Source organism: Petrotoga olearia DSM 13574 (assembly GCF_002895525.1).
GTDB classification, from domain to species: Bacteria; Thermotogota; Thermotogae; order Petrotogales; family Petrotogaceae; genus Petrotoga; species Petrotoga olearia.
The window spans coordinates 106,812-132,395 of sequence record NZ_AZRL01000003.1; the positions used below are offsets into that span (position 1 = coordinate 106,812).

Genomic DNA, 25,584 nt, shown 5'->3' on the forward strand with positions numbered 1-25,584 from the left:
TTTGAATGAAAAATTAGAAAGAATTTTTGATTTGTTGGCCCCAGGAAAGCCTATTAGAAAAGGTATAGACAGAATAATGGAAGCAAACTTGGGAGCATTATTATTTTTTTGTTCACAACCCGAAAAGTATCTTAAAGAAGGATTAATACATTTAGGTTTTAGACTTGATTCGGATTTTTTGCCTGAAAAAATTTATGAACTCTCAAAAATGGATGGAGCCATCGTCTTAAATTATGATGGAACTAAGATTCTGGCAGCAAACACACAGCTTAACCCTGATAAGAACATTCCCAGTTCAGAAACCGGCATGAGACACAAAACTGCGGAAAAAGTGTCTATTCAAACGGGGGATTTAACCGTTGCAGTTTCCAAAAGAAGAAATATAGTTTCAGTGTATTATAATAAAATAAAATACGAACTTCTTCCTGAAAATGTCTTATTTGCTAGATTAAATCAAGAAATTACTATCGCACAAAGATACAGGCAAAATTTTATGAACCTTTTAGACTATCTAAACATTGAAGAGGCAAGAGGAAATGTGAGCCTTTCTGATGTTGTTGAGATACTCTCCAAAGGCTTGCTAACAATAAAAATTGTACAGAAAGCCGAAAAATATTTACTAGAATTAGGAGAAATCGCCGGAAGCGCAAAATTAGAATATGAAGAAATCTTAAGAACAATCCCCAAGGATGTGGGTGCTGTTATAATGGATTATAGCTCAGAAAATTTAAAGTATCAAAAACCTGAAGATGCCACAGATATATTCAAAGAATTAGATGTTAATGATTTAGTTGATCCCTTCACAATAGCAAAAACACTGGGCTATATTGATGTTTCATCTGAAGACGATTTGGAAGAAACAACTTTAACATCACGAGGTTATAGAATTCTTTATTCTACTAGGTTACCAACCACTGCTGTAAAAAAAGTTGTGGAAAGTTTTAAAAATCTTCAAGAATTAATGAATGCCACATTCGAAGAATTAACAAATGTAAGTGGAATAGGTAAAAGACGGGCGGAAATAATCTTGGGGGCGTTGAATAAAAAGAAAAGGGAAAAAGAAGAATTAGAACAGGAATCTCCTCAAGTGATAATAAATAATGATAAAGAAGAAGCTAATTATCGCGTTTCTAGTTAATATTGTAAAAAATAATATAGATTTTAGAGGTGAAGGAAAATAACAATTCTTGCAAGAAACAAAAAGGCTACTCACGATTATGAAATAATAGAAACCTTCGAGGCAGGGATTTCTTTGTTGGGCACAGAAGTTAAATCCAGCAAAGCAGGAAAAATTAATTTCAAAGATAGTTTCTGCAAAATAGAAAACGGAGAATTAATTTTATACAATATTCACATTAGCCCTTATTCAGGGGCATCTATATTTAATCATGATCCAGAAAGGCCGAGGAAACTTTTACTTCATAAAAAAGAAATAAGGCGTTTGCAATCTAAAGTTAAACAGGAAGGTTTGACGATAATTCCTCTCGAATTCTATGTTAACAATAAAGGGCTAATAAAAGTTAAAATCGCTTTGGCTAAAGGGTTGCGAAAATACGATAAGCGTGAAAAGATTGCAGAAAGAGAGTATGAAAGGAGAATTAGAAAACAGCAAAAATATGAAAATATCTGAAAAAGTTCCACATGCAATATCAATTAAAGGTTTAACAAAAAGGTTTGGAAGAACGATTGCGGTTGATAATGTTGATTTAGAAATTAACGAAGGAGAGATTTTTGGACTTATTGGTCCCAATGGTGCAGGCAAATCCACCATTATGAAGACTATTTCCACACTTTTAAACCCCTCACTAGGAAAGGTGGAAATACTTGGAAAAGACCTTTCAAAAAATAAGCCAAGCCTTAGAAAGGTGATCTCTTTAGTCTCTGATTATTCTGTATTGGAAAATGATTTAACTCCTTATGAAAATCTGAAATTGTTTTCTTTAGCTTCAAATATTGAAGATAGTGATAAAAAAATTAACGAATTTTTGCATAGTTTCGGCTTGGAAAAATATAAAAACAAATTAACCAAAAATCTCTCTTCTGGCAACAAACAGAAGTTGAATATTGCAAGAGCATTATTGAAATCCCCAAAAATACTTTTATTGGATGAACCTACGAATGCCATAGATGTAGAATCCTCAAGGTTTATAAGGCGTTATATATTAAACGAAAATATCAAGAATGGAACCACAATAGTAATAACATCCCATTATCTGTGGGAAGTTGAACAATTAGCTACAAGTGTTGGAATAATTATAGATGGAAAAATTGTTATAAAAGATAATATAGAAAATATTTACAAAAGATTCGATTCGATAATTAACATTTACGAACTCACTTTTGAAGAAAAAGACCATGAAAAAATATTAAACTATTTAAAAGATCTCTCTGATGTTTTGGCAATAAAACCCGTATCCAAAGAAAAATTAATAATTGATTCAAAAGATAGTACCTTTACAATGGATAATTTCAACGTCTCTATAAGAAAATTACGTCCAACTTTGGAAGACATATATTCTTATATAATATCCACCCCAAATCAACCATAGAAATCGAATACTTAAGGTGATAAGTTTGCTTTTAAGACTTGAAAATGTATCCCATAATTTTGGTGAATTTTACCTTTTTTACGATGTCGACTTGGTTATAAATCAGAATGATAGGATAGCTTTAATCGGTAAAAACGGTGCTGGAAAAACAACTTTATTGAATATTATTTCAGAAAATATTGAGCCTATCGAAGGACGGGTGCTCAAAAAAAATGATTTAACTATATCTCTTTTAAAGCAATATAGATTAGATTTAAATAAAACAGATCCTACTTTGTATGACTTTTTAAAAGAAAGCGTCTCAAAAAACAACCCGGAACATATAGTCGATAAGAACGTTAGGAGTTTGCTAGTGGGACTTGGTTTCGAAGAAGACGAATGGGACAGAAATGTTTCTGGTTTAAGTGGTGGTGAATTAACTAGATTATCCCTTGGAAAAACCCTTTCTGAAAAAAGCGATTTATTACTTCTTGACGAACCTACTAACCATCTGGATCTCTACTCTATTGATTGGTTAATCAACTATCTGAAAAATTACAAAGGTGCCATGGTTATAGTATCCCACGACAGAACATTCTTAAAACAGTTGTGTAACAAATATTGGGAAATAAACAATTCAAAGATTTGGGAATTCAAAGGAACCTACAAAGAATACATCCAATCACGTGAAATTTATATAAATTCAATGAATTCAAGAAAACAGAACCTACAGAAAGAGATCGAAAGACTTGAAAAAATGATAGAGCGTTACAGAAGTTGGGGAACAGAAAAAATGGTTAGGCAGGCCGTAATCCGCGAAAGAAAATTAGAAGAGTTGAAAAATGAACTCCAAGAGATTCAAAACATAGAAGAAGAAAAAGGTATAGCCATAAAGATCCCCCAACCCACAAAAACTGGTTACAAGGTAGTAGTGGTTAAAGACCTATCTTTTTCATACAACAAAGAACAAAAATTACTAGAAAACATCTCTTTTGAACTCTACGAAGGAGAAAAATTAGCTATCTTAGGAAAAAATGGTTGTGGAAAGAGCACTTTACTAAAATTATTGATAAGTGAATTAGAAAATCATAAAGGGAGCATTGAATGGGGATACAATATCAAAATCGGATACTTAGATCAAGTCATATCTAATCTCTCTCAAGAATCTGACGTGTTAAATGAAACTTGGGAATTGATTAAGGATTGGAAAGATTTTGAAGTAAGAAAGTATCTTGGGAGATTTGGATTCTATTCTAGCGAAGTGTTCAAAAAAGTAAGTGAACTCTCTGGTGGAGAACTCACCAGGTTGGCATTAGCTAAAATTTTACTTGAGAAGCCAAACGTATTGATATTAGATGAGCCCACCAACCACTTGGATATTTTAACAATTGAAAGTATGGAGCAAGCACTTAAAGAGTACACGGGAGCCATAATATTTGTCTCACATGACCAATCTTTTATCGAGAACATCGCCAACAAATTTCTTTTGATAGACAACGGGGAATCCAAAATATCTGAAAATATTCAACCCCTTTTAGAAGAAATAAAAAATAACTCCTTTAAAATAAAGAAAGAGAAAAAAGTAAACAAAGAATACGAACAAAATAAAAAAGTTAAAAACAGAATAAAAACTTTAAACAATGAAATATTACGAATCAGGGCAGAATCCGAATTGCTATTTGAAAAGTTAGATTCAGTTGAAGCTAAACTTTTTGAATATGGAGACGATTATAATAAGGTATTAGAATTAATTGAAGAAAAAAACAAATTAGAAAAGGAACTTACAAAACTACAAAAACTGGAAAGTAAATATGTAGAAGAATTAAATCAACATACTAAAATCTCAAACAATAATTACGGAGGTTAATCGTCAACTACCCCCATCTAAAGATGGTGGCTTGTAAAAGTCATAGTTGATTAGCCTCAGCCAGGGTTGTAAGACCATCCGGCTACGTTATATCGGAATGGGTTATCCTTAAGAGGCGAAAGCCCGTTTAACCTAAATAGGCACTCTAGGGATGCTCCACAAGTTCCAGACTCTGCGGTCAGTGATTAAACATCTCTGAGGGGTAGGAGAAGTGTTGCTGACAACAAACCCGATATAACATTGGCGATGTGGACTTACCGCTGTGAAGCGGATTTATTTCCGAAAGGAGATTTAAAAATGGTATATGTACTTTCTAAAGATGGAGCACCTCTAATGCCTACTAAAAGACATGGGAAAGTTAAACATATGCTTAAAGATGGTAAAGCAAAAGTAGTTAGAAACAAACCGTTCACCATACAATTAACATACGATACTCCACATTATACTCAACCTATAACTCTTGGTATAGATAGCGGTTACAAGTACATAGGATTTTCTGCTGTAACGGAAAAGGGAAACACCCCGAACGGGGTCAAGGAAGAAGTGTTATCAGGAGAAGTTAACCTGAGAAGTAACGTAAGTGAACTTCTCAAGGAAAGAAGTATGTATCGTAGAATTCGGAGAAATAAGTTAAGATACAGAAAGTCTAAATTTGACAACAGAGTATCTTCTAGAAAGGAAACACCCCGAAAGGGGTTCAAGGAAAGTTGGTTAGCGCCATCGATTAAACATAAGTTAGATACTCATATTCGGTTTATAGAATTCATTAAGAAGATACTTCCTATAACTAACATAGTAATTGAAGTAGCAAAATTCGATACTCAGAAGATTAAAAATCCAGAGATTAAAGGCAAAGAATATCAGCAAGGAGAGCAACAAAACTTTTATAATCTTCGTGAGTACATATTATACAGAGACAATTACACTTGTCAATTATGTGGTAAGAGTAACGTCCCACTTGAAGTACATCACATAGGTTTTTGGAAAGGTGATAGAACCAATAGACCGAGCAATTTAATTACGCTTTGTACTAAATGCCATGATCCTAAAAACCACTTAAAAGGTGGTAAACTCTATGGTATGAAACCTGTACAAAAACCATTAAAAGAAGCGACCTTTATGTCTACTGTCAGGTGGAAGTTAGTTAACATACTTGATTGTAAATATACATACGGTTATATAACCAAATCGAAGAGAATAAAGCTCAACCTTGACAAAACTCATTATAACGATGCGTATTGTATTGCAGGTGGAACTAGTCAAAGAAGAATAGAACCTATATACTTTGAACAGATTAGACGAAACAATCGTTCGTTAGAAAAATTTTACGATGCAAAGTATATAGATACAAGAGATGGTTCGATTAAGAAAGGACAAGAATTGTTTAACGGTAGAAGAACTCGAAACAAAAATTACAATACAGAGAATCTTAGAAAGTTTAGAGGTCAGAAAATATCCAAAGGTAGAAGAAGTATTCGTACTCAAAGGTATTTCTATCAGCCTAAAGATTTAGTTATATACGAGGGTAAGAAATATACTGTGAAAGGTATTCATTGTTGTGGGAAACGTATCATTCTTGCCGAACTTTCTAAATCATTTAAAATTGAAACTGTTGAACCATACATGTTTCGAAAAGGATTGTGCATAACATAAAAAGGAGGCGAAAATACTGCATTCCTCTCACCACTGAAACAGGCTTCAGCCTCTTAAGGAAGTGGTGAGTCTCCTGCAGTAGTATTTCATGAAAGGCATATATTCTGATCAAACTAACGCTTATCTCAATCCGGAGGAACCAAGTATAGATGATGAGGTAACAATTAAACTAAGAATCCCGAAATATTTAGGTAAAAGCATTGGAAGTGTTATGTTTACTCCTGAAAAAAATTCAAAAAAGTATCAACACAAACCAATGCAACTATCAAAAGAAACTACTTACTTTTATTTTTTTGAAAGTACTTTCAAAATGCCAGATAAAATTGTTAGATATCATTTTGAAATAGATTTAATAGAAAAAGACAAAAAATTGTTCTATGACGCTATGGGTCTTGTAGAAAATCGTGCTATTCATGACTTTGTATTCATTGCAGATTTTAAAACCCCAAATTGGTCACATGGTTCTGTATACTATCAAATATTTGTTGACCGATTCAAAAATGGAGATGAAACAAACGATCCAGTATCTCACGAATACCATTACGATGGTCAAAAGGTTATAAAAAAAGATTGGAACTCACTGCCCCATCCTAAAAATGGTCACAGAGAGTTTTATGGAGGAGATTTACAAGGTGTTTTAGAAAAGATTGATTATTTAAAAGAGTTAGGAGTAGAAACGATTTATCTAAACCCTATCTTTGTTTCTCCAAGTCCGCACAAATATGATACTCAAGATTACGAACACGTAGATCCCCATTTTGGTGTTATAGAAGAAGATTCAGAAGATCTGAATGAAAAGTACAAAGTTAGAACTACCTCTATAAAGAACCTTGAAAAAAGTGACGAAATTCTAAAAATCCTGATTCAGAAAGCCCATGAAAAAAATATAAAAGTTATTTTAGATGGTGTTTTCAACCACTGTGGTTCTTTTCATAAATGGATAGACGAAATGGATCTGTATGGTGAAGGTAGTCTACATAACGAAGATTCTCCCTACAAAAGTTACTTTTATTGGAACAGCTCCCAAAAAGGTTATGAAGGATGGTGGGGTTTTCACACTCTTCCAAAATTGAATTATGGAAATATAAGCTTATGGAAATACATTGCAGATATCGGTAAAAAATGGGTAAGTGAACCTTTCAATGCAGATGGATGGAGACTCGATGTTGCAGATGAACTAGGAAAATCCTTTGAAATGAACACAGCTTTTTGGAGGTTCTTCTACAAAGTTGTAAAAAAGTCAAATCCTGAATCTATAATATTCGCAGAAATTTATAAATCACCTCTTGCTTGGTTAGAGTTAAAATGTTGGGACTCTATAATGAATTATATAACCTGTATGGACCATGTTAGTTATTTTCTTACAGGTATGGAAAAACACAACGAACATCATAAACCTGAGCTCTTAAAAAATGCTGAATATTTCGTTAACTCAGTGAGATGGGCTTTATCTCAATTACCTATGAATAGTAAATTTATCGCTTTAAACCAACTGAGCAATCATGATCATTCTAGATGGATGACAAGAACCACGCAAAAAGTCGGGAGATTAGGACCTCAAACTCATGAAGAGGCCTCAATTGGGAAAGATTTAGATGTTTTCAAAATAGGATTAGTCACAATGTTTACTCTTCCAGGATCACCAGGATTATTCTACGGTGATGAAATAGGTATGGCAGGCTGGACAGACCCAGATAACAGGAGGCCTTACCCTTGGGGAAAAGAAAGTGAAGAAAATAAAATGTTGTTTAATTTCACAAAAGAATTAATTAAAATGTACAAAGAGCATCCAGCATTGAGAAAAGGTTCTTTTGATTTTCTTGATTGGAATGGTGGATACGTATCTTACGCTTCATGGAATGAAAGTGAAAATATAATCACCGTTATAAATAGAGAAGAAAAAGAGATCGATATTGAACTGCCATTATGGTTACTCGATAAAAAAGAAGGCGAAATAACTCTTTTATTCTCTACAAAAGATTTCAATTTAGGAGATAATTCTTATAATGATGGCAAAAAATCTTTGAAAATCCCAGAAAAAATAGCTCTTATATTTAAAATTAATTGATTCGCCTTTTTATAATGGCATTTTTTTATTACTAATGTTCTGTTATCTCACTCTTTAGAATATTAATTCCGTGTGGGATAAGATCTTTAACAGCTTCAAAACATTCTTTAACCGCCTTAGTACTACCTGGAAAATTGATAATTAAAGTAAATTTTCTAATGCCACAAACTCCTCTAGAAAGATATGCCATTGGAGTATTCTTCCCTGTGGCATATCTGATTTTTTCTGGAATTCCTGGAACCTCTTTTTCGATAATGTTTTTCGTAGCCTCTGGGGTAACGTCTCTTGGAGCAAAACCCGTTCCTCCTGTTGTGAGTATTAAGTCTGCAATATTATTGTCAGCTATTTCTTTTAATTTTTGTTCTATTTCTACTTTTTCATCTGGAATTATTAGGTAAAGAGTTTTAATCCAACCTTCCTCTTCAACCATCTTAATTAGTAATTCACCACTTTTGTCTTGTCTTAAACCCTTTGAGCCTTTATCACTTATAGTTATTATTGCTACTTTAATCATTACTTTTCCCCCTACTCTGATACAATTGTTAATTCATCACCGGGAACGACGATTCCACCTTCTAAAACTTTGGCGAAAATCCCCTCTGTCAGCATTATATTGTCAGGATTGAATTCTCCTGCTTTCCCTATTTCGGTAATTTCAAGTAACACACTTTCACCTACTCTAAATTTGGTTCCCACAGGATATTTATACAATTCTATCCCTTTTATGGTTATATTCTGTGCGAAGTTGCAATATCCATCTTTTAAATTTATATCCCTCTCTTTTACTATCTTTTCAAGGCTTTCAATGCCCAACAGACTAACTTGTCTGTGACTCCTTCCTGCATGATAGTCACCTTCTACGCCATAGTTAGTTATAATGTTGATTTTATCTTGTGTTTTTTTGAGCATCCCTCTTTTTTCACATTTACAAACTTTGATAACTTTACCTTCTTTACTCATCGTTTTCTCTAACATAAGTCCCACTTTTACCTCCCGTCTTTTTCATTAATTTTATATTTTTAATCACCATATCTTTATCTACAGCCTTACACATATCGTATACAGTTAAAGCTGCTATTGAAACACCAGTAAATGCTTCCATTTCAACCCCAGTTTTACCTCTTGTCCTCACCGTTGCGTAGATACCTAAAGTTGTAGCATTTTCAAATTCAAATTTTATATCTATACCCGTTATCAGTAAAGGGTGACACATTGGGATTAACTCAGCTGTTTTCTTAACACCCATAATTCCAGCCACTCTTGCGGTTTCTAAAACAGCTCCTTTTTCTATCTGACCATTCTTTACCCTTTCAAGGGTTGATTCTTTTAGCTTTATTTGTCCATAGGCTATGGCTTCTCTTTTGGTTTCATCTTTATCTGTAACATCAACCATCTTTGCTTTACCTTTTTCATCTATATGAGTAAATTCTTTCATATATTCATCCTCCAATTTGAGACATATTTTTCTTCGGGAAGAAATTATTTTTGTAAAAGTTGTGACTAATGGGTTTAAGTAGAAGAGCTTTTTCAAACTTTTCCCTCAAGCTTTTTGTAGAGATCTTCCCATCTTCGCCACGCATATTTACTTCAACATCGCTGGCAAGACAAGGCCTCAAAAATCCATCAGCGGTTAATCTCACTCGATTACATGTTGAACAAAAGTTATGACTAATAGCCGTAATAAACCCTACAGTCCCAATTGCCCCAGGGACTTTGAAATCCTTTGAAGGACCATTGTTTTTTATATTGGCAGGTACCATACCCGTCTTATTGATAATTTTTTCCTTGAATTCGTTCAGAGAGACATAATAATTACCAGAAAGAAGGCTTGTTTCACCCATAGGCATATATTCAATAAATCTCACATGTAGATCTCTATCTATTGTGAGATTAACGAAACTTTCCAATTCAGTATCGTTGAGGCCCTTCATTACAACTGTATTGATCTTTACTGAACCCAAGGCAGCTTCAAGTGCAGCTTTTATCCCTTCAATTGCTTGTGAAAACTCGTCCCTTCGAGTAATTGTTTTATAGATATCAGCATTTAAAGAATCAAGACTTATGTTAACCCTAGACAAACCCGCCCTTTTCAAAGCAAAAGCATATTTTGGCAGAAGGACGCCATTAGTTGTCATAGTAATATCTTCAAGTGCAGGAATTTCCCTCAACTTTTTGATTAAATCTACTACTCCTTCTCGAACAAGAGGTTCACCACCAGTGATACGAACTTTTTTTATACCAAGTTTAGTACCTACTTCAACAATTTTGATTATTTCTTCGTATCGTAGAATACTGCTGTGAGGCTTGAAAGTTACACCCTTAGGTGGCATACAATAAATACAACGTAGATTACATCTATCTGTTATGGATACTCTAAGATAATCGATACTTCTTCCATATTTATCAATCATTATAATTGAACTCTCCTTTTATGACATTATTTCACCTGTATTATCTGTTCTATAACCACCTAATACAATTACTTGGCTTTTAAACTTTTCAGAATTAATAAGCTTTAGAATTTTCTTCATCCTGATATCTTGTAGAAAGTCAGTTGAAATTATAAAATCATATCTTTCTTCTAAAAGAGGTATAAAATCCAAATCCATAGCATCGGCAGCTGCCTTTATCCCTAATCCTACATCTGCAGATTTATTTGCAACCGCCGCTGCAACAGCAGTATGGGTGAATTCTTCTCTCTCATATCCTCTAATTGATTTTGAAGGTATTCCCTTTTTGTTCAACCAATAATCTAGTAGTACGCGCGTGCCTGAACCTTTCTGTCTATTGATGAAGTTAATATCCGGACGGCTTAAATCCTCTATCTTTCCCAATCCTAAAGGGTTACCTTTTGGTACAATTAAACCCTGTTGTCTCCAAATTAAATTCACCATCGTTACCTTTTTTTCTGCTAAGATCTCTTTAACGTAAGTTTTATTGTACGTTCCACTTTTTGGATCCAAAAGGTGGGCTCCTGCCAAATGGCACTCACCCCTTTTTAGCGACATCAAACCCCCCATACTCCCTACAGATTGAATGTTAAAGTGAAATCCAAGTTTTTGAGATTTTATTTCATTAACCAATATGTCTAATGAATAATCGTGACTCCCAATGAACAACACGTTTTTTGAAATCGAGAAGATGGGTTTTAAAATATATATTTTCACTTTTTCATTGATACCTATTCCTTCAGATTTTTCTGGGACAGGCATAATACCGTCTGCATTCACCAGTGACTCCATGGCAGCCGATCCCCTTTTTCGAGGAACCGCTACGTATTCTCCGTCAATAAAGGCTAAATTAACCCTTAAAAATTCTTCCAAGCCAACTTGTGAAGGAACTTTTCTACGAACAACTGCATTTATATATGGCATTTCTGGAACGTCCAAATTTAACATCTGATACACAAGTGTCCGTACAAAAATATAATAATTCAACAACGCAGAGAGAGGATAACCAGGTATACCAATCACCGGCTTGCCTTTTATAATACCAAGAATAACAGGTTTACCTGGCATTATGTTAATTCCATGTACAACAACTCTTCCTACCTCATTTAAAATTTTCTCAGTGTAATCTTCCCTACCGGCAGAAGAACCAGCTATAATGATCAAAATATCGTTTTTTTCTACCTCATCCAACACCTTTTTCTTGAGATTTTCATATTTGTCGGGAAGGATCTCTGTAATTGAAACTTTTGCTCCCCACTGTTCACCATAAATCTTCATCATAGTCGAATTGAAATCCACAAGTTGACCTTTTCCTGGTTCCTGATTGGGGGGAATAATTTCATCACCCGTTGGAATGATCCCTATCAAAGGCTTTTTTTTGACATTAATTTCTTTCACACCTGCTTCTAATAAAGCTCCCACATCATAAGGCCGTATCATATGATTTACGGGGAACATTAATTGACCTTTCATCACACTTTCTCCAATAGCTCTAATATTTTGCCATGGTGTAGCACTTTTTTCTATAATGTAAAAATCGCCTTCATCATTTATTTCTTCTATTTTTATAACCGCATTAAATCCTTCTGGTATCGGATCCCCAGTATCAACTATAACTGCATCTAACCCTTTTTTCAACATTAATGAATTCGTTTTACTGGCTCCATATGTATTTGAAGCTTTAACCGCTATGCCATCCATTGCGGATGCATAATAGTGTGGCCCAAACCTTTTTGCATATATAGCTTCTGCTGTAATTCTACCGTTAGAATTTTCAACTTTAATATTTTCTGTTTCAACAGAATAGTCTTTAAAAATTTTAAAATATTCATCCATAGCTTTTTCTAAAGAGACTTTTTCTAAATATATTTTACTCATTTATCCACCTTCTTGAATTCAATTTACTGCCAGAATTAGTATAAATAGACATCTACCGTTTCATCTTTATTGAGTCCTTCTTTGTTAGCTTCTATTATTATATAACCGTCGGCATAAACAAATGTTGATATCATTGCTGATTCGCCGACTAATGGCTCAGCAATGTAATTTTTTTCGGTATTTTCAATCAATCGAACTGGGACATACTCTTCTCTCCCTTTATCAGAATCCAGATTTCTACTTAACTTTGCTTTAATATTACATTTTATGCTTTTTTCTTTTATACCCATTATCTTTTCTACCAATGGTTTAACAATCACTTGGGTAATGATAAAGGATGATGAAGGGTGGCCAGGTAAGCCTAAAATAGGCTTGCCTTCAATTACCGCAAAAATCGTAGGTTTACCAGGCTTTATAGTAATTCCCTGAGACAATACACCAGGTTTCCCCAAAGAATTTAGAACTTCCACCGTCATGTCTTTGACTCCTACAGAACTACCCCCAGAGATCAAAATCAAGTCACAATCTAAATTGTTTTTTATTTTTTTCCCCAAAAAATCAAATTTATCTGGAATTATCCCAACGTATCTAATTTCTGCACCTACTTCTTCTAATGTTGTTCCAATCGTGTAACTATTTATATCCCTGATTTCACCTACTCCAGGAACATTTTCTGGGGAGACTAATTCGTCTCCTGTAGCAATTACAGCTACTTTTGGTTTTTTATAAACTACAACATCGGTTATTCCAAGTCCAGCTAGAGCTCCTACATCCTGTGGCCTGATCTTATGATATTTATTTAAAAGTGCCTTTCCTTTGGAAATATCTTCACCTTTGTAAATTACGTTTTCACCAACTCCAACAGAACGATTGACTTCAATCATTTTTTCGCCAACGTAATCAACGTATTCTATCATAACGACAGCATTTGATCCTTCTGGCAACATTCCACCAGTTGGAATTTTTACAGTTTCACCAGCGTCTACCCTTATTTTTGCTTCTTGCCCCATAAACACTTCACCTTTAACATTCAGATAGATAGGCATACTTTCTGAAGCCCCAAAAGTATCCTCCGCTTTCACAGCGAAACCATCAACAGTTGATCGGCTAAAAGGTGGAAGATCAATGGGAGAAAATAAATCCTCAGCTAAAATTCGGCCATTTGACCCTTTAAAGTTTATCGTTTCTGATGGTAACGAGCTGATACTTAGGTTTTTATCAACAATTTCCCAAAACATTTCTGGAGTATTTAAATGCAAGAATTCAGACATACTTAACCTCCGTCTCTATTTGAATAAACCAAGCTGACAGTACCGAACTTTGATATTTTGATCATCCAACATTTTCCCAAATTTAGGTAATTTGATATTCAATGCCTTACAGATAACGTGAGCGTTGAAACAACTCACTTGTTCAAAATTAATCTTGAATTTCATACTGTTTCCATCATTGATTAATTTTTCAAGGTTTTCTCTATCGATTATAATATCGGCTTTACCCTTGGCTTTAATTGCCGATTCTTTCTCTTGTGAATCACCAGAATCGATGTAAATAACCAAAGTTGGTCGAATAAAATCCAAGATGCTGTTTCCTTCAATGATCAAATATTCAATATCCTCATCCAATAACTTGCGTGCCCTTCTATAACCTTCCAACAATCCTTCATAATTTGTTTTTAGTAAGATTACATTTTGAGCTCCAGATTTTTTAAAAAACGCAGTATCTTTACCTTTCTCATTGATAATTGAAGAATCATCCGTAACTTCTATTTCCCTATTAGTTTTATGGAGAGATGTTTTTATCACTCCAACGTGACAGTTTAAATTCTTTATCATTTGTGAAATTAAAGTAGATTTGCCTACATTACTCGATTTTCCACTAACAACAATAATAACCAAAAAAAGCTCCTCCTATCTTAGTAAACATGAACCGCAGAGGCTTTGAATGTAACAAAAACCTTTTTATTTTCTACTAAATTCAACTCTTTCAATGACTGCCTTGTTATGTACACCACCAAAGGAATACCGATATCCACAGTAATATGAACTATAGATAATTGTTCATAAATCTGCTTTATCACTCCAGGGAAAACATTCCTAGCGCTTGAATCAAGAGGATTTATAGATAACAATATATCTTCAGGTCTGATAGAGATATTAACGTTCCCTTTCTTTTCAGTGGCCACCCTTATTTTCAATCCATTTACTGAAACATAGGTATCAGAATCATCTTTTACTATTTCTCCTCTAAAAATATTTCTAACCCCTGTGAATTGAGCAACAAAATCAGAATTCGGTTTGTTGAACACCTCTTTTGAATTTCCATCTTGAATAATCTTCCCATCTTTCATTATAGCAATTTTATCCGCTAAAGAAAATGCTTCGTTAAAATTATGTGTTACATGAACAGTAGTCGTCTTGAGTTGTTTGTGCAAGTTTTTCAAATCTTCTATAAATTTTTCTTTTGTTTGAGGATCCAAAGCACTTAAAGGTTCATCTAACAAAAGAATTTGTGGAGAAGTAATTAAAGCCCTAGCAAGAGCAACTCTTTGCTTCTCTCCGCCACTTAGATTCTTTGTTTTTCTTGTGAGTAAATGTTCTATGTGAAAAAGCTCTACTATGTTGTTTAATAGATATCTAATTTCATCTTTTTTAACTCTCCTCGATTTTAATCCAAAAACTATATTCTCTTCCACATTCAGATGTGGAAAAAGCTTGTAATCTTGATAAACCATTCCAATATTTCTCTCTTCAGGAGGTAAATTTGTAATTCTTTTCTCACCGATAAACACATCCCCAAAGTCGGGTTTTATTAAACCTGCTATAATCTCAAGAATCACTGTTTTACCTACACCTGTTGGCCCTAAAATCACAAAATACTCATTATTTTCTATATTCAAATTGATATCTTCTAAAGAAAACTTTTTAAATCTCTTCGATATATTGGCGATTTTAATCAAGTTCGTTTTCCCTCTCTCTACCTTCCACTGAATTCTTTCTGTTTATGAGTGTTAAAAAGATAAATACAATGAGACTTGTTATAACCATGATGGCTGCAACAGGGCCCGAATACTTCAACCCAAAAGAAGTAAACCTCTCGTAAATAAGCACTGAAGCCGTCATTGGATGATAAGCTAATATAACAACCGCTCCAAATTCAGATAATCCTCTTGCCCACATCATAAGTGAACCAGAGATTAAATGGTTAAAATTCAAAGGTAGCGATACTTTGAAGAAAGTTCGAGCAGGGGACGAACCCAAACTTCTAGCAACCTTTTCAAGCTTAACATCAATAGATCTGAACCCTTCTTTAACTTCGTTTACCAAAAAAGGCATACTAACAAACATCATTGCAACGACTATTCCTGCAAATTCGCCGACGAATTCTATTCCAAATATTGAGAAGAACCTTCCTAGAAAAAATCTACGGCCGAAAACTGTTAAAAGCGCTATTCCAGCGGCTGTATGTGGTATTATAACGGGGATATCTATTAAACTTTCAACAAAAGACTTACCAAAAAAATTTTTACGAGCAAGCAAATAAGCCAAAGGCACCCCTAACAATATAGAAATTAAAGTTGCAACCAACGATGCACTGAAAGTAAGCAATATGGAACTGTAAACTTCTTCTTCCTTTACAGTGTCAATAAGAACTTTTGGCTCAACTCCAAAGATAAGCTTGGCTACAGGGGCAGCTATGAAAAACAACAATAGTATCCCCAAAAAACTAAGTATTAATTCGAACCATGCTTTTTTAATCATTCGCTCCACCTTTTAAGAAGTCTTGAATCTCCTGGGGAGCTTTTTCAATGTTTACACCTTCTGGGGGAATAATTGGGGGTTGCCCATTTTCTTCCATGATGGCTCGTCCTTGTGGGTCAACAACGAATTTAATGAAAGCAATTGCTCCCTTTGGATTCGGGGCATTCTTAGGAATGGTTAATGCATAAACCATAGGTTGGCCTACTTGTGTTATCATCCCACCTGGCTCTTTGCCCGTTACATCAAAAGAAGCAGTTGCATAAAAATCGGCATACTTTGTACTTTTCAAATTAATTTGTTCTGGTAATTCCACGTAGGGCATTTGATGTTGCAATGCTACAGACTTGTAGATGAAAATATAATCAAGCTCTCCCACCTCTAATAGTGCGATTAAATCTGTTTCTTTTGGTCTAACATTTTTTAGTGGACGGTTATCAGCGAGTTTTTGATATAGATTATCCACCCCATAATATTTTTCTGCCAATTTCCAAACAATCTGGCTTCTGTATCCACAAGGATCAGCATTTGGATCCGAATGACCATACTCAACATCTGGACGCAAAAGAATCTCATACCAATTGTCCGAATTAATCTCATATTTGTAACGAGAATCTTCTGTGTACATTATCACCATCTCGTTGTTGGCAAAATTTATGTACCATTCTGTATACTCTGGGATCATCAGATTTTCGATGACGGTATAATCCGCTGAACCTATAACGTCCGCTTCTCTTCCCAGATCGGTGACCTTTCTAACAGCTTCTATACTTCCTGCTGTTTCCCTAATAACATCTGTTCCTGGATACTGACTTTCAAACGCTTTTTCAATTTGTGCAAAGGGAACGCTTAAAGATCCTGCATGGAAAACTATAATTTCCCCACCTATCTCTTCACCCATCATCAACGTTGCAAATAAAAAAACAAATAACATAAATGTGCACTTATAAAGATTTTTCATAATTTTTTCTCCCTTCTCTAAATTTTTTTCTGAACTTAAAAACTTACTTTAGCAAACCTTTGCCGTGTAACGCGTAACCAACCTAGAAGATTGAGGAAAGGAGAACAGTTTAAAAAAATTAATGACAAAAAAAATGAAAAAACCGGCGTGTGAAGACACCGGTTCATAATGTGTCTCCTTTCCAAATTCGGGAGGCATAGAAGTTTCCTTCTATACCCTATCGTCTAAATCACCATAGAATAAATCCGTAGGTAACATAGATCGAAGACGTTATAAAATATATATAAAAAAATTGTTTTCAAAAGAACTTGAATATTAAAGTTATATATTCACAACTTCTCTCATTGGAGCCTTAAACATCGAATAACTTAACGCACCTTTTATTGCTTCATTCAATAGATGGCTTACATCCCATTGATTTTTCATCGCTGCTAAATAAACTCCAGGATTTAGAACGCTTCCAACAAAGATAAAACCAACAAGTTTACCATCTCTAACCAAAATTTTGTGGTAACTTCTACCTTCTTTTTCCTTATAAACCTCGTATGCATCTTCTTTACTAATACCCCCAGTGAAAACAACTTCTCCAAATAAATTGACTATGTTTCTAGATACTTCTTTGGGATATTTCCAAGAATAACCTACCATATTGGTGGCAGCTATCCTTGACTGTTCCATCGCAACAGGCCACAAGGCATGCATTTCATATTCATCTGAAATCAAGTCTTTGGATTCTGTTACGTCTCCTGCTGCATAAACATCTTTAACGGAGGTTTCCATATATTCGTTTACCAAGATACCGGTGTTACATTTAATAGGCGTTCTTTCAAGAAAGTCTATACTCGGTCTAACTCCTTTTCCTACAACTACACAACTACCTTGAATTACTTTACCTGATGTGAGAAAGATGTTTGCGTGATCTCCTTCTTCTTGAACCTTCGCTATGCTTTCACCAGTGATTAACTCCATTCCGTTTTCTCTTGCCCTTTCGGCAATAAATTCAGAGCCTTCTTCATCAACAATCTGAGATAACATCCTATGTGACCTTATAACAAAAGTACCAGGTATATTAAGTTCCGCTAAGGCATCAGCGATCTCAGAATTAACCAATCCCGCACCAGAAAGTATAACTCTTTTAACGTCACTTTTGTTCAATTTATCTTTCAATTTATCCATATCTGAAAGATTTCTCACCGTTAGCACTAGCGGGGATCCTTCTAACTCCATATCTGGAACATACGGTTCCGCTCCAGTTGTTATCAACAATTTATCGTAAGAAAATGTTTTGTTTTGTCCAGTTTCTACCTTTTTTCTTTCAACGTCAATGTCCACAACTCTTTGCCCAAGCATAAGATTAGCCTTAGAGGGAGAGGGAAGAAACAGATAATCTCTTTTTTTCAATTTATTTGACAATAAATACGGCAGAGACATCTTACTGTAGGGGAATACTTCTTCAGCGGATAATATAGTTATTTCTCCTTGAGGATCCAGAGATTCTAATGTTCGAGCGGCATTTAAGCCTGCTGCACTAGCTCCAACGATAAGGTATCTCATTTTAAAATCTGGACCTCCAATTCTTTAAGTTTTTCGTCTGTAGGGACGCTGTTTTTATCCCATCCTCTTAACTGATAGTACTCATCCAACATCTTTCCAAGCTCTTCTACATGTCCTTTCGAAGGACCTGTTTTGATTGGTTCACTTAATATTCTTGGTGGTAATGTATCATCCTGCCTTGTAAAACCAGCTTTGAGATTGAAAATCTTTTCAATATTCCAAATTCTTTCTCCAATTTTCATGAATTCTTGGGCATCTATTGGAAAACCTGTTGCAGTAGACACCATCTCGGCTAACTCATTAGCACTTAGACCAAAAGTCGTGAACAAACATATTCCAGAAGAATCAAGTGCAGCTGTCAGATCTTGTAAAGTTTTGATTAAAGCTGCTTTACCTTCATAAGCGTACTGATCGGCATCTCCCAATACTTCTACGGCTGTTCCATATCCTCTGACATGGCAAGCACCACGATTACTAGTAGCATATTCAAGGCCCATACCTTTGATAGCCCTTGGATCATAAGCTGGGAACTCTTGTTTCTTTGCCGACATAGAAAGTTCCGGATGACCATAATGTTCGGCAAAACGATAGGAGCCTTGAGCCAACAATTTACCAAAATCTCCTTCTTGCTTGCATGCTAATTCCACGGCTTTTAACATAGCTTCTCCTGAGCCAAATCTAAGTTCAAAGGGGGCATCTTCCTTGGGCATATATCCTTTTTCGTACAATTCCATGGCACAGGCGATCGTAGAACCCAGAGAAATAGTATCGATTCCATATTTGTCACAAAGATGATTCGCACTTATCACCGCATCAAGATCTGAAACACCGCACATTGCTCCAAATGACCAAATTGATTCGTATTCTGGACCTCCTCCAATATTACCCTTATATGGTCCACTTTTTACCACCGTTACTCTACCACAAGCTATTGGACATTCTGCACAGCCTTCATTTCTAATAAGATGGTTCTCTCTTAAAGTTTCTCCACTGATTTTATTTGCCTCTGGGAAAAAAGCATCTTGGGCATTATTAGTTGGAAGTCCACCGACACCATTAATAACATTGACCAACATTGCGGTACCTAACATAGCAGCTCCTTGCCCGGCAAAGGCGTCTTTACTCAAAATATCTCTAGCCTTATAAACTGCTTTCATAAAAGCTTCAGGATCAGCCACTGTAGTATCTTCATTACCTCTGACGGCTATACCTTTTAGATTTTTGCTACCAACTGCGGCACCAACACCGGTTCTTCCAGAAGCCCTATGACCGTTGAACATTACGCTAGAGATACGAGATAGTTTTTCTCCCGCAGGCCCAATCGTCATTGTTTCAGCCAAGGGATGTGTTTGCTCTCTAATTAGTTCATCACTTTCGTCAGCTAATTTCCCCCATATTTCCCTTGCGAATCTGATTTCTACTTTACCTTTGTTGATCCATATATAAACAGGTTCGGATGATTTACCTTCAACAACTATCATATCGTAACCGGCATGTTTCAAAGCAGGTCCAAAATGTCCACCTGCATTTGAAGACGCAATAGCTCCATTCAAGGGACCTTTTGTGATTACCATAGTTCTTCCAGAAGAAGGAGCTAATGTTCCATCTAAAGGACCTGTGGCGAAAATAACCTTATTTTCTTCGGAGAGAGGATCTACCTTTGGATCTATTTCTTCAAGCATCAAGCGAGTCCCATATCCTCTGCCTCCTAAGTATTTCTTCGCCCATTCTTCATTCAGTGCTTCACTTTTTACTTCTTTAGTGGTTAGGTTTACTCTCAATAATTTACCTTTGAACCCACCTTTTATCATTTTAAGCTCCCCCCTTTACTAAATCCTTTGCGATTTCTTTAAGGCGGGTGGCAGTTTCCAATACTTTCACATTTGTGATATCTTCTACCTCTTCGTAAGACAAAGCGTCTGGGTAACAAACTTTTATACACGCTGGATCTCCACCACAGTTATCGCATTTTATAACCTCTTTGCCTGTATGGTCCAACTTTATGGATCCCCATGGACATGCCACAATACACTGTTTACATCCGATACATTTTTCTTTTTCAAGTTCTACCACACCTGTTTCAGGGTTCTTAGTCAATGCAGAAGTAGGACATACTTCTTCACAATACGCTCTCTCACACTGCAGGCAAACACTTGGGACGAAGGTTAAATCTTCCCAAAACTCATTTACCTTGATTCGAGAGTCAAGGGGGTTAAACTTTCCAGTATGTTCAAAAGAACAAGCATACTCACATGCTCTACATCCCGTACATTTTGCCTGATCCAACATCAATACCCTCATATACGCTCCTCCTTTCATAGTTTTAAGAATGTTAACTAAACTGTGGTTACTTGAAAAAAACAAACACTTTGTTACATCAAAAACTAAGTTTTTGAAAATTTAAGCTACAATTATTTTAACTCTTATGTTAAAAAATATCAATTCGATTTATTGACAATTAGAAGCGTTTAGGGGAGATTATTTTCAATTAGAAGACAATTCCTTGTAAATGAGTGTTTTTTTGTTATCTTGAAGAGCAAGGATTAATAGAGGAATGAAATTTCTATTTTTTCATCGAAGGTTAATTATTTCAACGGAATAATCCTTTAAATCCACTAGTAATAATTTGTTGTCTAGCGTATCTTTTTTTCCAATTATTACTTTAATTGTCTCGATTACTTGAAGAGATGCCATGATCGATACCACAGGTGAGATAGTGGAGACCTTCTCATTTCTTGTATCTTTTTCTCCGAATATGTCTTTTAAAGACAAAGTTTTACCCGGTATTATGGTTGTCAATTGACCATACCATTGATTAACCCCTGCATGTATATAAGGAACGTTGGATTCCCAAGCAAGTTGTTCAAGAATATATCTCGTTTCGAAATTATCAAGAGCGTCTAATATAACGTCCACATCTTTTGGTATATTACTTTCTTCCGAAATTTTTTCTACCTTTGTTTCTATTATCGTTGGCAAGTTAAAAGATTCAAGAGTTTTTTTAGCTTGATCGACTTTGTACTCACCAATGCTTTCCTTACCATATAATACTTGACGGTTTAAATTAGAAAGCTCAACCTTATCATAATCCACCAAATATATTTTTTTTACACCGACCCTTTGTAACTCCAAAGCCTGGTGAGTTCCAAGCCCTCCAACTCCTCCAATATAAACAACGGCTTGTTTTAACCTTAGAGCCTCTTCTTCTGTGAACAACATTTTTTGTCTTTCCAAGTAATCCATTTCATCCTCCTCCAGAAGGTGGAAAGATCGTTATTTCGTCTTTATTTTCTACCAACGTATCCAGACCTTGTAAATGGAGAATATTTCTTCCGTTTAATAATATAATGGTACCGCTTTTAAGTTCCCCGCCTTTTAGTAGTTTTCTATTAAAATAATTATCAAACTCACGATCCAATAATTTTATTATTTCTTTAACGGATTTTGAGCCTGATAATTGATAATCAACTTCATCCTTGTTCAAATCAAACTTTATAAGGGAAAAGAATTTTATTTTCAAATCTTTTCACTCCTTTCCATATTCATTTCCATTTTTTCAATATCTTCCTTATAATTTATATTGAAAAACAATCTTTCCGGTACTCCAATTTCTTTTATTACGTTTTCTTTTATTATTCTAACCTGTACTTTAGGGAAAAAACTTTTCAACTTCAATTGATTTTTTTCTAGTGAAGCACTGATAAAAGGCAAACATTTTTTGCTATAAACAGCAGCAAGTGGTTCAAGGTAAGAATTGTACTCGGGCACAAGAACATCATAATCTTTCTTTTGTAACTTTACAAATTCAAAAAACTCATTTGTTAAAAAGGGCATATCACAAGCCGTTAAAAAGTTGTACTCGCTATCAGAACAGGTTAAACCAGTAAGCAAACCACCTAACGGACCTTTATTTGGTATTATATCCTCACAAAAAAATACATCTTGCAAAAACGCATACTCTTTTACGTTCCCTATTATGTAAACTTTTTCAAATGCATTTTTTAGGCTTTGGACGATCTGTTCTATCAAAGGTCTTCCGTTAACAGATTCCAATGCTTTGTTAGTTCCAAATCTACTGCTCTTGCCTCCTGATAGAAGCATAGCGTTCATCAATCAAAACCTCTCTTTGTGAAACTCTTTTTTCAACTTTTTCTAATTTAACTGGGGTTATTTTTAATTCAGGTATCTTTGCTTTTGAATCATAAACACGATTGGTAAGTTTATTGGCTGGACTTTCCGCATAGTGAAAAGGCATGAAAAGTTGACCTGGTTTAACTCTTTCTCCAACTTTTGCATAGGTTTCAATTGTTCCCTGACGAGAAGTTATCCTAACTTTATCTTTGCCTTTGATCCCTAATTTTCTTGCATCTTCTATATTTATTTCAACGTATGAGTCTGGTTCATGCTTGTCAATAGGATAGGATCGCCTGGTCATAGTACCTGTATGGAAATGGTATAACATCCTTCCTGTCATTAATATAAAATTGTACTTTTCATCAGCTTCTTTTTCTGGCGGAGTAAACTCAACTGGAAAAAATTTGCCTTTCCCGCGAGAAAAACCATCCTTATGCAAATATTTTGTACCTGGATGATTACTATCAGGACAAGGCCATTGCAAACCTTCTTTTTCCAATCGCTCATAACTTATTCCGCCATATAATTTTGATACTCGTGCAATCTCATCCATGATTTCAGAAGGTGAGTTATATTTCATTTCATAGCCCATTTTATTAGCTAAAGAAGCTAATATCTCCCAATCTGCTTTAGCCCTTCCAGGAGAATTGATAGCTTTTCTCACCCTTTGTATGCGTCGTTCGGTATTTGTAAACGTACCTTCTTTTTCGGCAAATGATGCGGCCGGCAATACCACATCTGCAAACTGAGCGGTTTCAGTTAAGAAAATATCTTGAACTATTAAAAAATCCAAACTTTTTAGAGCTTTTTTAACATGATCTTGATCGGGATCAGATAAAAAAGGATTCTCACCCATTATATAGAGAGCCTTTACCTTTTTACCAGCTTCTTCAAACATTTCTGTTAAAGTCAATCCTTCTCTATCAGTTAACTCTACACCCCAATAATTCTCAAACTTTTCTTTAATTTTAGGATCATTGACTTTTTGATAACCAGGATAAACATCAGGCAAAGCCCCTACATCACAAGCACCTTGAACGTTGTTTTGTCCCCTTAATGGATTGACTCCCGTACTTTCAAAACCAACGTTCCCAGTTAAGAGTGCAAGATTCGTAAGCGAAAGCACGTTATTAGTTCCGTATTTATGTTGAGTTATTCCCATAGCAAAATATATGGCTGCTTTTTTGGCTGATCCGTACATTTTAGCAGCTTCGATTATCTTATCCGCTGGCACTCCTGTAATATGGGATACTTTAGAGGGTGTATAACTTTCTATTATCTTTATAAAGCTTTCAAATCCTTCCGTTCTTTCTTCAATAAACTTTTTATCAAGTAACCCTTCGTTGATAATTACATTCATCATTCCATTTATTAAAGCCACATCTGTCCCTGGCTTCTGTTGCAATGAAATGTCAGCAATCTCAGAAAGTTCTATCTTTCGAGGATCTGCTACTATTAAATGTGTACCGTTTTTTTTTGCCCTTTTAATCTTGCTCCCAATTACCGGGTGATTCTCTGTTGGATTTGAACCTATCACAAATATTACATCACTTCCCTCTATTTCTGATATAGAGTTGGTCATGGCTCCTGAACCAAATGCCATTCCTAATCCAACAACAGTAGATGCATGACAAAGTCTGGCACAGTGATCTACAGAATTCGTCCCAATTACAGCTCTCATAAATTTTTGCATAATATAGTTCTCTTCGATTGTACATTTTGCTGAACTTAATCCACCTATTGAATCACTTCCATACTTTTCTTTTATATTCAAAAGTTTTTCTGCAACATAATCCAAGGCTTCTTCCCAACCAACTTTTTCGAAATGGCCGTTTCTCTTTATCAAAGGATCAGTCAATCTATCAGGGTGATTGACAAAATCATAACCAAAGCGGCCTTTCACACAGCTTTCTCCATTAGGATTTGGAGAGTTTTCATTGTAAACTGAACCAACTTGAATTATCTTATTATCTTTAGTTCTAAGTTCTAATTGACAACCAACCCCACAGTAAGGACAAATCGTTATAGTTTTCTTCAATTCGTAATAACGTCCTTTTCCTTTCGAAGAAATATAAGTGAGAGCCCCTGTCGGGCACATTTCAACACATTGCCCACAAAAGACACACGAAGAGTCCTTGCCTCCCAGATCTTCACCAAAGGAAGGGCTAACTTTAGTTTCAAAACCTCTATTGACAAAGTCCAATACGTTACACATTTGAATCTCCTTACAGGTCCGTACACATTTACCACAAAGTACACATTTATCTGGATCCAGTTGTATAAATTCATTCTCGGCTTTTATCTCAAAACGTGGGAATTTCTTTGTTCCGAAGGTTGATGCTTTAATTCCATATTCGTAAGCGAGATCTTGAAGAACACAGTTCCCATTAGCTTCACATATCATACAATCTAATGGATGATCAGAAACAAGCAGATCTACAACAGTCTTTCTAGTTTCGTTAACCCTTTTGCTATCCGTTAAAATCCTCATCTCATCAGCTACTGGAGTAACACAAGAAGCTACTAATTTATGATTATTTTCCAATTCTACCAAACACATTCTACAAGAACCTAAGTCGGATAAATGTGGGCTATGACATATGGTGGGGATATAGATATCGTTTTGTTTTGCAACCTGGAGTATAGTTTGACCTGCCTCAGCTTCGTAATTTTTATGATTTATCGTAACTATCAAAACATAAAACCCCTTTCATTATCAAATTTACAAAACTT

Annotated in this window: 23 protein-coding genes and 1 riboswitch; of the genes, 6 read left to right on the plus strand and 17 right to left on the minus strand. The window is 35.0% G+C overall.

Going from position 1 to position 25,584, the window contains the following annotated elements; translation table 11 throughout:
* The first annotated feature begins 1 nt into the window (after position 1).
* From disA to X929_RS00945, 6 genes are all read left to right on the plus strand, one after another.
* On the plus strand, positions 2-1,138 hold the full coding sequence (gene disA / locus X929_RS00920; RefSeq protein ID WP_103066193.1) for a DNA integrity scanning diadenylate cyclase DisA: 1,137 nt from the start codon (positions 2-4) through the stop codon (positions 1,136-1,138).
* Between the two features lie 39 nt (positions 1,139-1,177).
* The gene (gene smpB / locus X929_RS00925; protein ID WP_103066194.1) at positions 1,178-1,630 is read left to right on the plus strand and encodes an SsrA-binding protein SmpB; all 453 of its coding nucleotides are present in this window, start codon (positions 1,178-1,180) and stop codon (positions 1,628-1,630) included.
* The gene (locus X929_RS00930) at positions 1,587-2,549 is read left to right on the plus strand and encodes an ABC transporter ATP-binding protein (protein ID WP_245858612.1); all 963 of its coding nucleotides are present in this window, start codon (positions 1,587-1,589) and stop codon (positions 2,547-2,549) included. Before smpB ends, X929_RS00930 begins: the two co-directional genes overlap by 44 nt.
* Before the next feature lie 16 nt (positions 2,550-2,565).
* Complete coding sequence (gene abc-f / locus X929_RS00935) at positions 2,566-4,395, plus strand: ribosomal protection-like ABC-F family protein (protein WP_245858613.1); 1,830 nt, start codon at positions 2,566-2,568, stop codon at positions 4,393-4,395.
* Between the two features lie 297 nt (positions 4,396-4,692).
* Complete coding sequence (iscB, locus tag X929_RS00940) at positions 4,693-6,048, plus strand: RNA-guided endonuclease IscB (RefSeq protein ID WP_103066196.1); 1,356 nt, start codon at positions 4,693-4,695, stop codon at positions 6,046-6,048.
* A gap of 88 nt (positions 6,049-6,136) precedes the next feature.
* A complete protein-coding gene (locus X929_RS00945) occupies positions 6,137-8,116 on the plus strand; it encodes a glycoside hydrolase family 13 protein (protein ID WP_103066197.1) in 1,980 nt (659 codons plus the stop codon).
* A gap of 31 nt (positions 8,117-8,147) precedes the next feature.
* Here X929_RS00945 and X929_RS00950 read toward each other — a convergent pair whose 3' ends face one another.
* From X929_RS00950 to fdhF, 17 genes are all read right to left on the minus strand, one after another.
* The gene (locus tag X929_RS00950; RefSeq protein ID WP_103066198.1) at positions 8,148-8,630 is read right to left on the minus strand and encodes a MogA/MoaB family molybdenum cofactor biosynthesis protein; all 483 of its coding nucleotides are present in this window, start codon (positions 8,628-8,630) and stop codon (positions 8,148-8,150) included.
* Between the two features lie 11 nt (positions 8,631-8,641).
* Positions 8,642-9,091, minus strand: coding sequence for an MOSC domain-containing protein (locus X929_RS00955; protein WP_211286705.1), 450 nt, complete (start codon positions 9,089-9,091; stop codon positions 8,642-8,644).
* Complete coding sequence (moaC, locus tag X929_RS00960; RefSeq protein ID WP_103066199.1) at positions 9,069-9,551, minus strand: cyclic pyranopterin monophosphate synthase MoaC; 483 nt, start codon at positions 9,549-9,551, stop codon at positions 9,069-9,071. The genes X929_RS00955 and moaC overlap by 23 nt, the downstream gene beginning before the upstream one ends.
* Before the next feature lie 4 nt (positions 9,552-9,555).
* Positions 9,556-10,527 (minus strand): GTP 3',8-cyclase MoaA, encoded by a 972-nt coding sequence (gene moaA / locus X929_RS00965; RefSeq protein ID WP_103066200.1) that lies wholly within the window; start codon positions 10,525-10,527, stop codon positions 9,556-9,558.
* An 18-nt stretch (positions 10,528-10,545) separates the two neighbouring features.
* Positions 10,546-12,444, minus strand: coding sequence for a molybdopterin biosynthesis protein (locus X929_RS00970; protein WP_103066201.1), 1,899 nt, complete (start codon positions 12,442-12,444; stop codon positions 10,546-10,548).
* A gap of 35 nt (positions 12,445-12,479) precedes the next feature.
* On the minus strand, positions 12,480-13,715 hold the full coding sequence (locus tag X929_RS00975; RefSeq protein WP_103066202.1) for a molybdopterin molybdotransferase MoeA: 1,236 nt from the start codon (positions 13,713-13,715) through the stop codon (positions 12,480-12,482).
* Between the two features lie 15 nt (positions 13,716-13,730).
* On the minus strand, positions 13,731-14,342 hold the full coding sequence (locus X929_RS00980; protein WP_103066203.1) for a molybdopterin-guanine dinucleotide biosynthesis protein MobB: 612 nt from the start codon (positions 14,340-14,342) through the stop codon (positions 13,731-13,733).
* A 17-nt stretch (positions 14,343-14,359) separates the two neighbouring features.
* Positions 14,360-15,403 carry a tungstate ABC transporter ATP-binding protein WtpC gene (gene wtpC / locus X929_RS00985; RefSeq protein WP_103066204.1) on the minus strand — a complete coding sequence of 348 codons (1,044 nt, stop codon included), beginning with the start codon at positions 15,401-15,403 and terminating at the stop codon, positions 14,360-14,362.
* Positions 15,396-16,205, minus strand: a complete 810-nt coding sequence (locus X929_RS00990; protein ID WP_103066205.1) for an ABC transporter permease — start codon at positions 16,203-16,205, stop codon at positions 15,396-15,398. The genes wtpC and X929_RS00990 overlap by 8 nt, the downstream gene beginning before the upstream one ends.
* Positions 16,198-17,163, minus strand: a complete 966-nt coding sequence (gene wtpA / locus X929_RS00995; RefSeq protein WP_103066206.1) for a tungstate ABC transporter substrate-binding protein WtpA — start codon at positions 17,161-17,163, stop codon at positions 16,198-16,200. The genes X929_RS00990 and wtpA overlap by 8 nt, the downstream gene beginning before the upstream one ends.
* 158 nt (positions 17,164-17,321) lie before the next feature.
* Positions 17,322-17,442, minus strand: a riboswitch (molybdenum cofactor riboswitch).
* A gap of 42 nt (positions 17,443-17,484) precedes the next feature.
* Complete coding sequence (locus X929_RS01000; protein WP_103066207.1) at positions 17,485-18,717, minus strand: NAD(P)/FAD-dependent oxidoreductase; 1,233 nt, start codon at positions 18,715-18,717, stop codon at positions 17,485-17,487.
* Positions 18,714-20,528: an aldehyde ferredoxin oxidoreductase family protein gene (locus X929_RS01005; RefSeq protein WP_103066208.1), complete on the minus strand. Its 1,815-nt coding sequence runs from the start codon at positions 20,526-20,528 to the stop codon at positions 18,714-18,716. Before X929_RS01005 ends, X929_RS01000 begins: the two co-directional genes overlap by 4 nt.
* Position 20,529: 1 nt before the next feature.
* Entirely contained in the window at positions 20,530-21,018 is a 489-nt protein-coding gene (locus X929_RS01010) for a 4Fe-4S dicluster domain-containing protein (protein ID WP_103066209.1), read from the minus strand.
* Between the two features lie 270 nt (positions 21,019-21,288).
* Positions 21,289-21,960 (minus strand): HesA/MoeB/ThiF family protein, encoded by a 672-nt coding sequence (locus X929_RS01015; RefSeq protein ID WP_103066210.1) that lies wholly within the window; start codon positions 21,958-21,960, stop codon positions 21,289-21,291.
* Between the two features lies 1 nt (position 21,961).
* Positions 21,962-22,237: a MoaD family protein gene (locus tag X929_RS01020; protein ID WP_103066211.1), complete on the minus strand. Its 276-nt coding sequence runs from the start codon at positions 22,235-22,237 to the stop codon at positions 21,962-21,964.
* Positions 22,234-22,827, minus strand: a complete 594-nt coding sequence (locus tag X929_RS01025; RefSeq protein WP_103066212.1) for a molybdenum cofactor guanylyltransferase — start codon at positions 22,825-22,827, stop codon at positions 22,234-22,236. The genes X929_RS01020 and X929_RS01025 overlap by 4 nt, the downstream gene beginning before the upstream one ends.
* Positions 22,790-25,546: a formate dehydrogenase subunit alpha gene (gene fdhF, locus X929_RS01030; protein WP_103066213.1), complete on the minus strand. Its 2,757-nt coding sequence runs from the start codon at positions 25,544-25,546 to the stop codon at positions 22,790-22,792. The genes X929_RS01025 and fdhF overlap by 38 nt, the downstream gene beginning before the upstream one ends.
* Positions 25,547-25,584: the final 38 nt, after the last annotated feature.

What these genes read in the sequence shown, in the direction of transcription:
- X929_RS00930 (WP_245858612.1), top strand. Translation starts at nt 1,587, where the DNA reads ATGAAAGGAGAATTAGAAAACAGCAAAAATATGAAAATATCTGAAAAA.
- iscB (WP_103066196.1), top strand. Translation starts at nt 4,693, where the DNA reads ATGGTATATGTACTTTCTAAAGATGGAGCACCTCTAATGCCTACTAAA.
- X929_RS00945 (WP_103066197.1), top strand. Translation starts at nt 6,137, where the DNA reads ATGAAAGGCATATATTCTGATCAAACTAACGCTTATCTCAATCCGGAG.
- X929_RS00950 (WP_103066198.1), bottom strand. Translation starts at nt 8,630, where the DNA reads ATGATTAAAGTAGCAATAATAACTATAAGTGATAAAGGCTCAAAGGGT.
- X929_RS00955 (WP_211286705.1), bottom strand. Translation starts at nt 9,091, where the DNA reads ATGTTAGAGAAAACGATGAGTAAAGAAGGTAAAGTTATCAAAGTTTGT.
- moaC (WP_103066199.1), bottom strand. Translation starts at nt 9,551, where the DNA reads ATGAAAGAATTTACTCATATAGATGAAAAAGGTAAAGCAAAGATGGTT.
- moaA (WP_103066200.1), bottom strand. Translation starts at nt 10,527, where the DNA reads ATGATTGATAAATATGGAAGAAGTATCGATTATCTTAGAGTATCCATA.
- X929_RS00970 (WP_103066201.1), bottom strand. Translation starts at nt 12,444, where the DNA reads ATGAGTAAAATATATTTAGAAAAAGTCTCTTTAGAAAAAGCTATGGAT.
- X929_RS00975 (WP_103066202.1), bottom strand. Translation starts at nt 13,715, where the DNA reads ATGTCTGAATTCTTGCATTTAAATACTCCAGAAATGTTTTGGGAAATT.
- X929_RS00990 (WP_103066205.1), bottom strand. Translation starts at nt 16,205, where the DNA reads ATGATTAAAAAAGCATGGTTCGAATTAATACTTAGTTTTTTGGGGATA.
- wtpA (WP_103066206.1), bottom strand. Translation starts at nt 17,163, where the DNA reads ATGAAAAATCTTTATAAGTGCACATTTATGTTATTTGTTTTTTTATTT.
- X929_RS01000 (WP_103066207.1), bottom strand. Translation starts at nt 18,717, where the DNA reads ATGAGATACCTTATCGTTGGAGCTAGTGCAGCAGGCTTAAATGCCGCT.
- X929_RS01005 (WP_103066208.1), bottom strand. Translation starts at nt 20,528, where the DNA reads ATGATAAAAGGTGGGTTCAAAGGTAAATTATTGAGAGTAAACCTAACC.
- X929_RS01010 (WP_103066209.1), bottom strand. Translation starts at nt 21,018, where the DNA reads ATGAGGGTATTGATGTTGGATCAGGCAAAATGTACGGGATGTAGAGCA.
- X929_RS01015 (WP_103066210.1), bottom strand. Translation starts at nt 21,960, where the DNA reads ATGGATTACTTGGAAAGACAAAAAATGTTGTTCACAGAAGAAGAGGCT.
- X929_RS01025 (WP_103066212.1), bottom strand. Translation starts at nt 22,827, where the DNA reads ATGAACGCTATGCTTCTATCAGGAGGCAAGAGCAGTAGATTTGGAACT.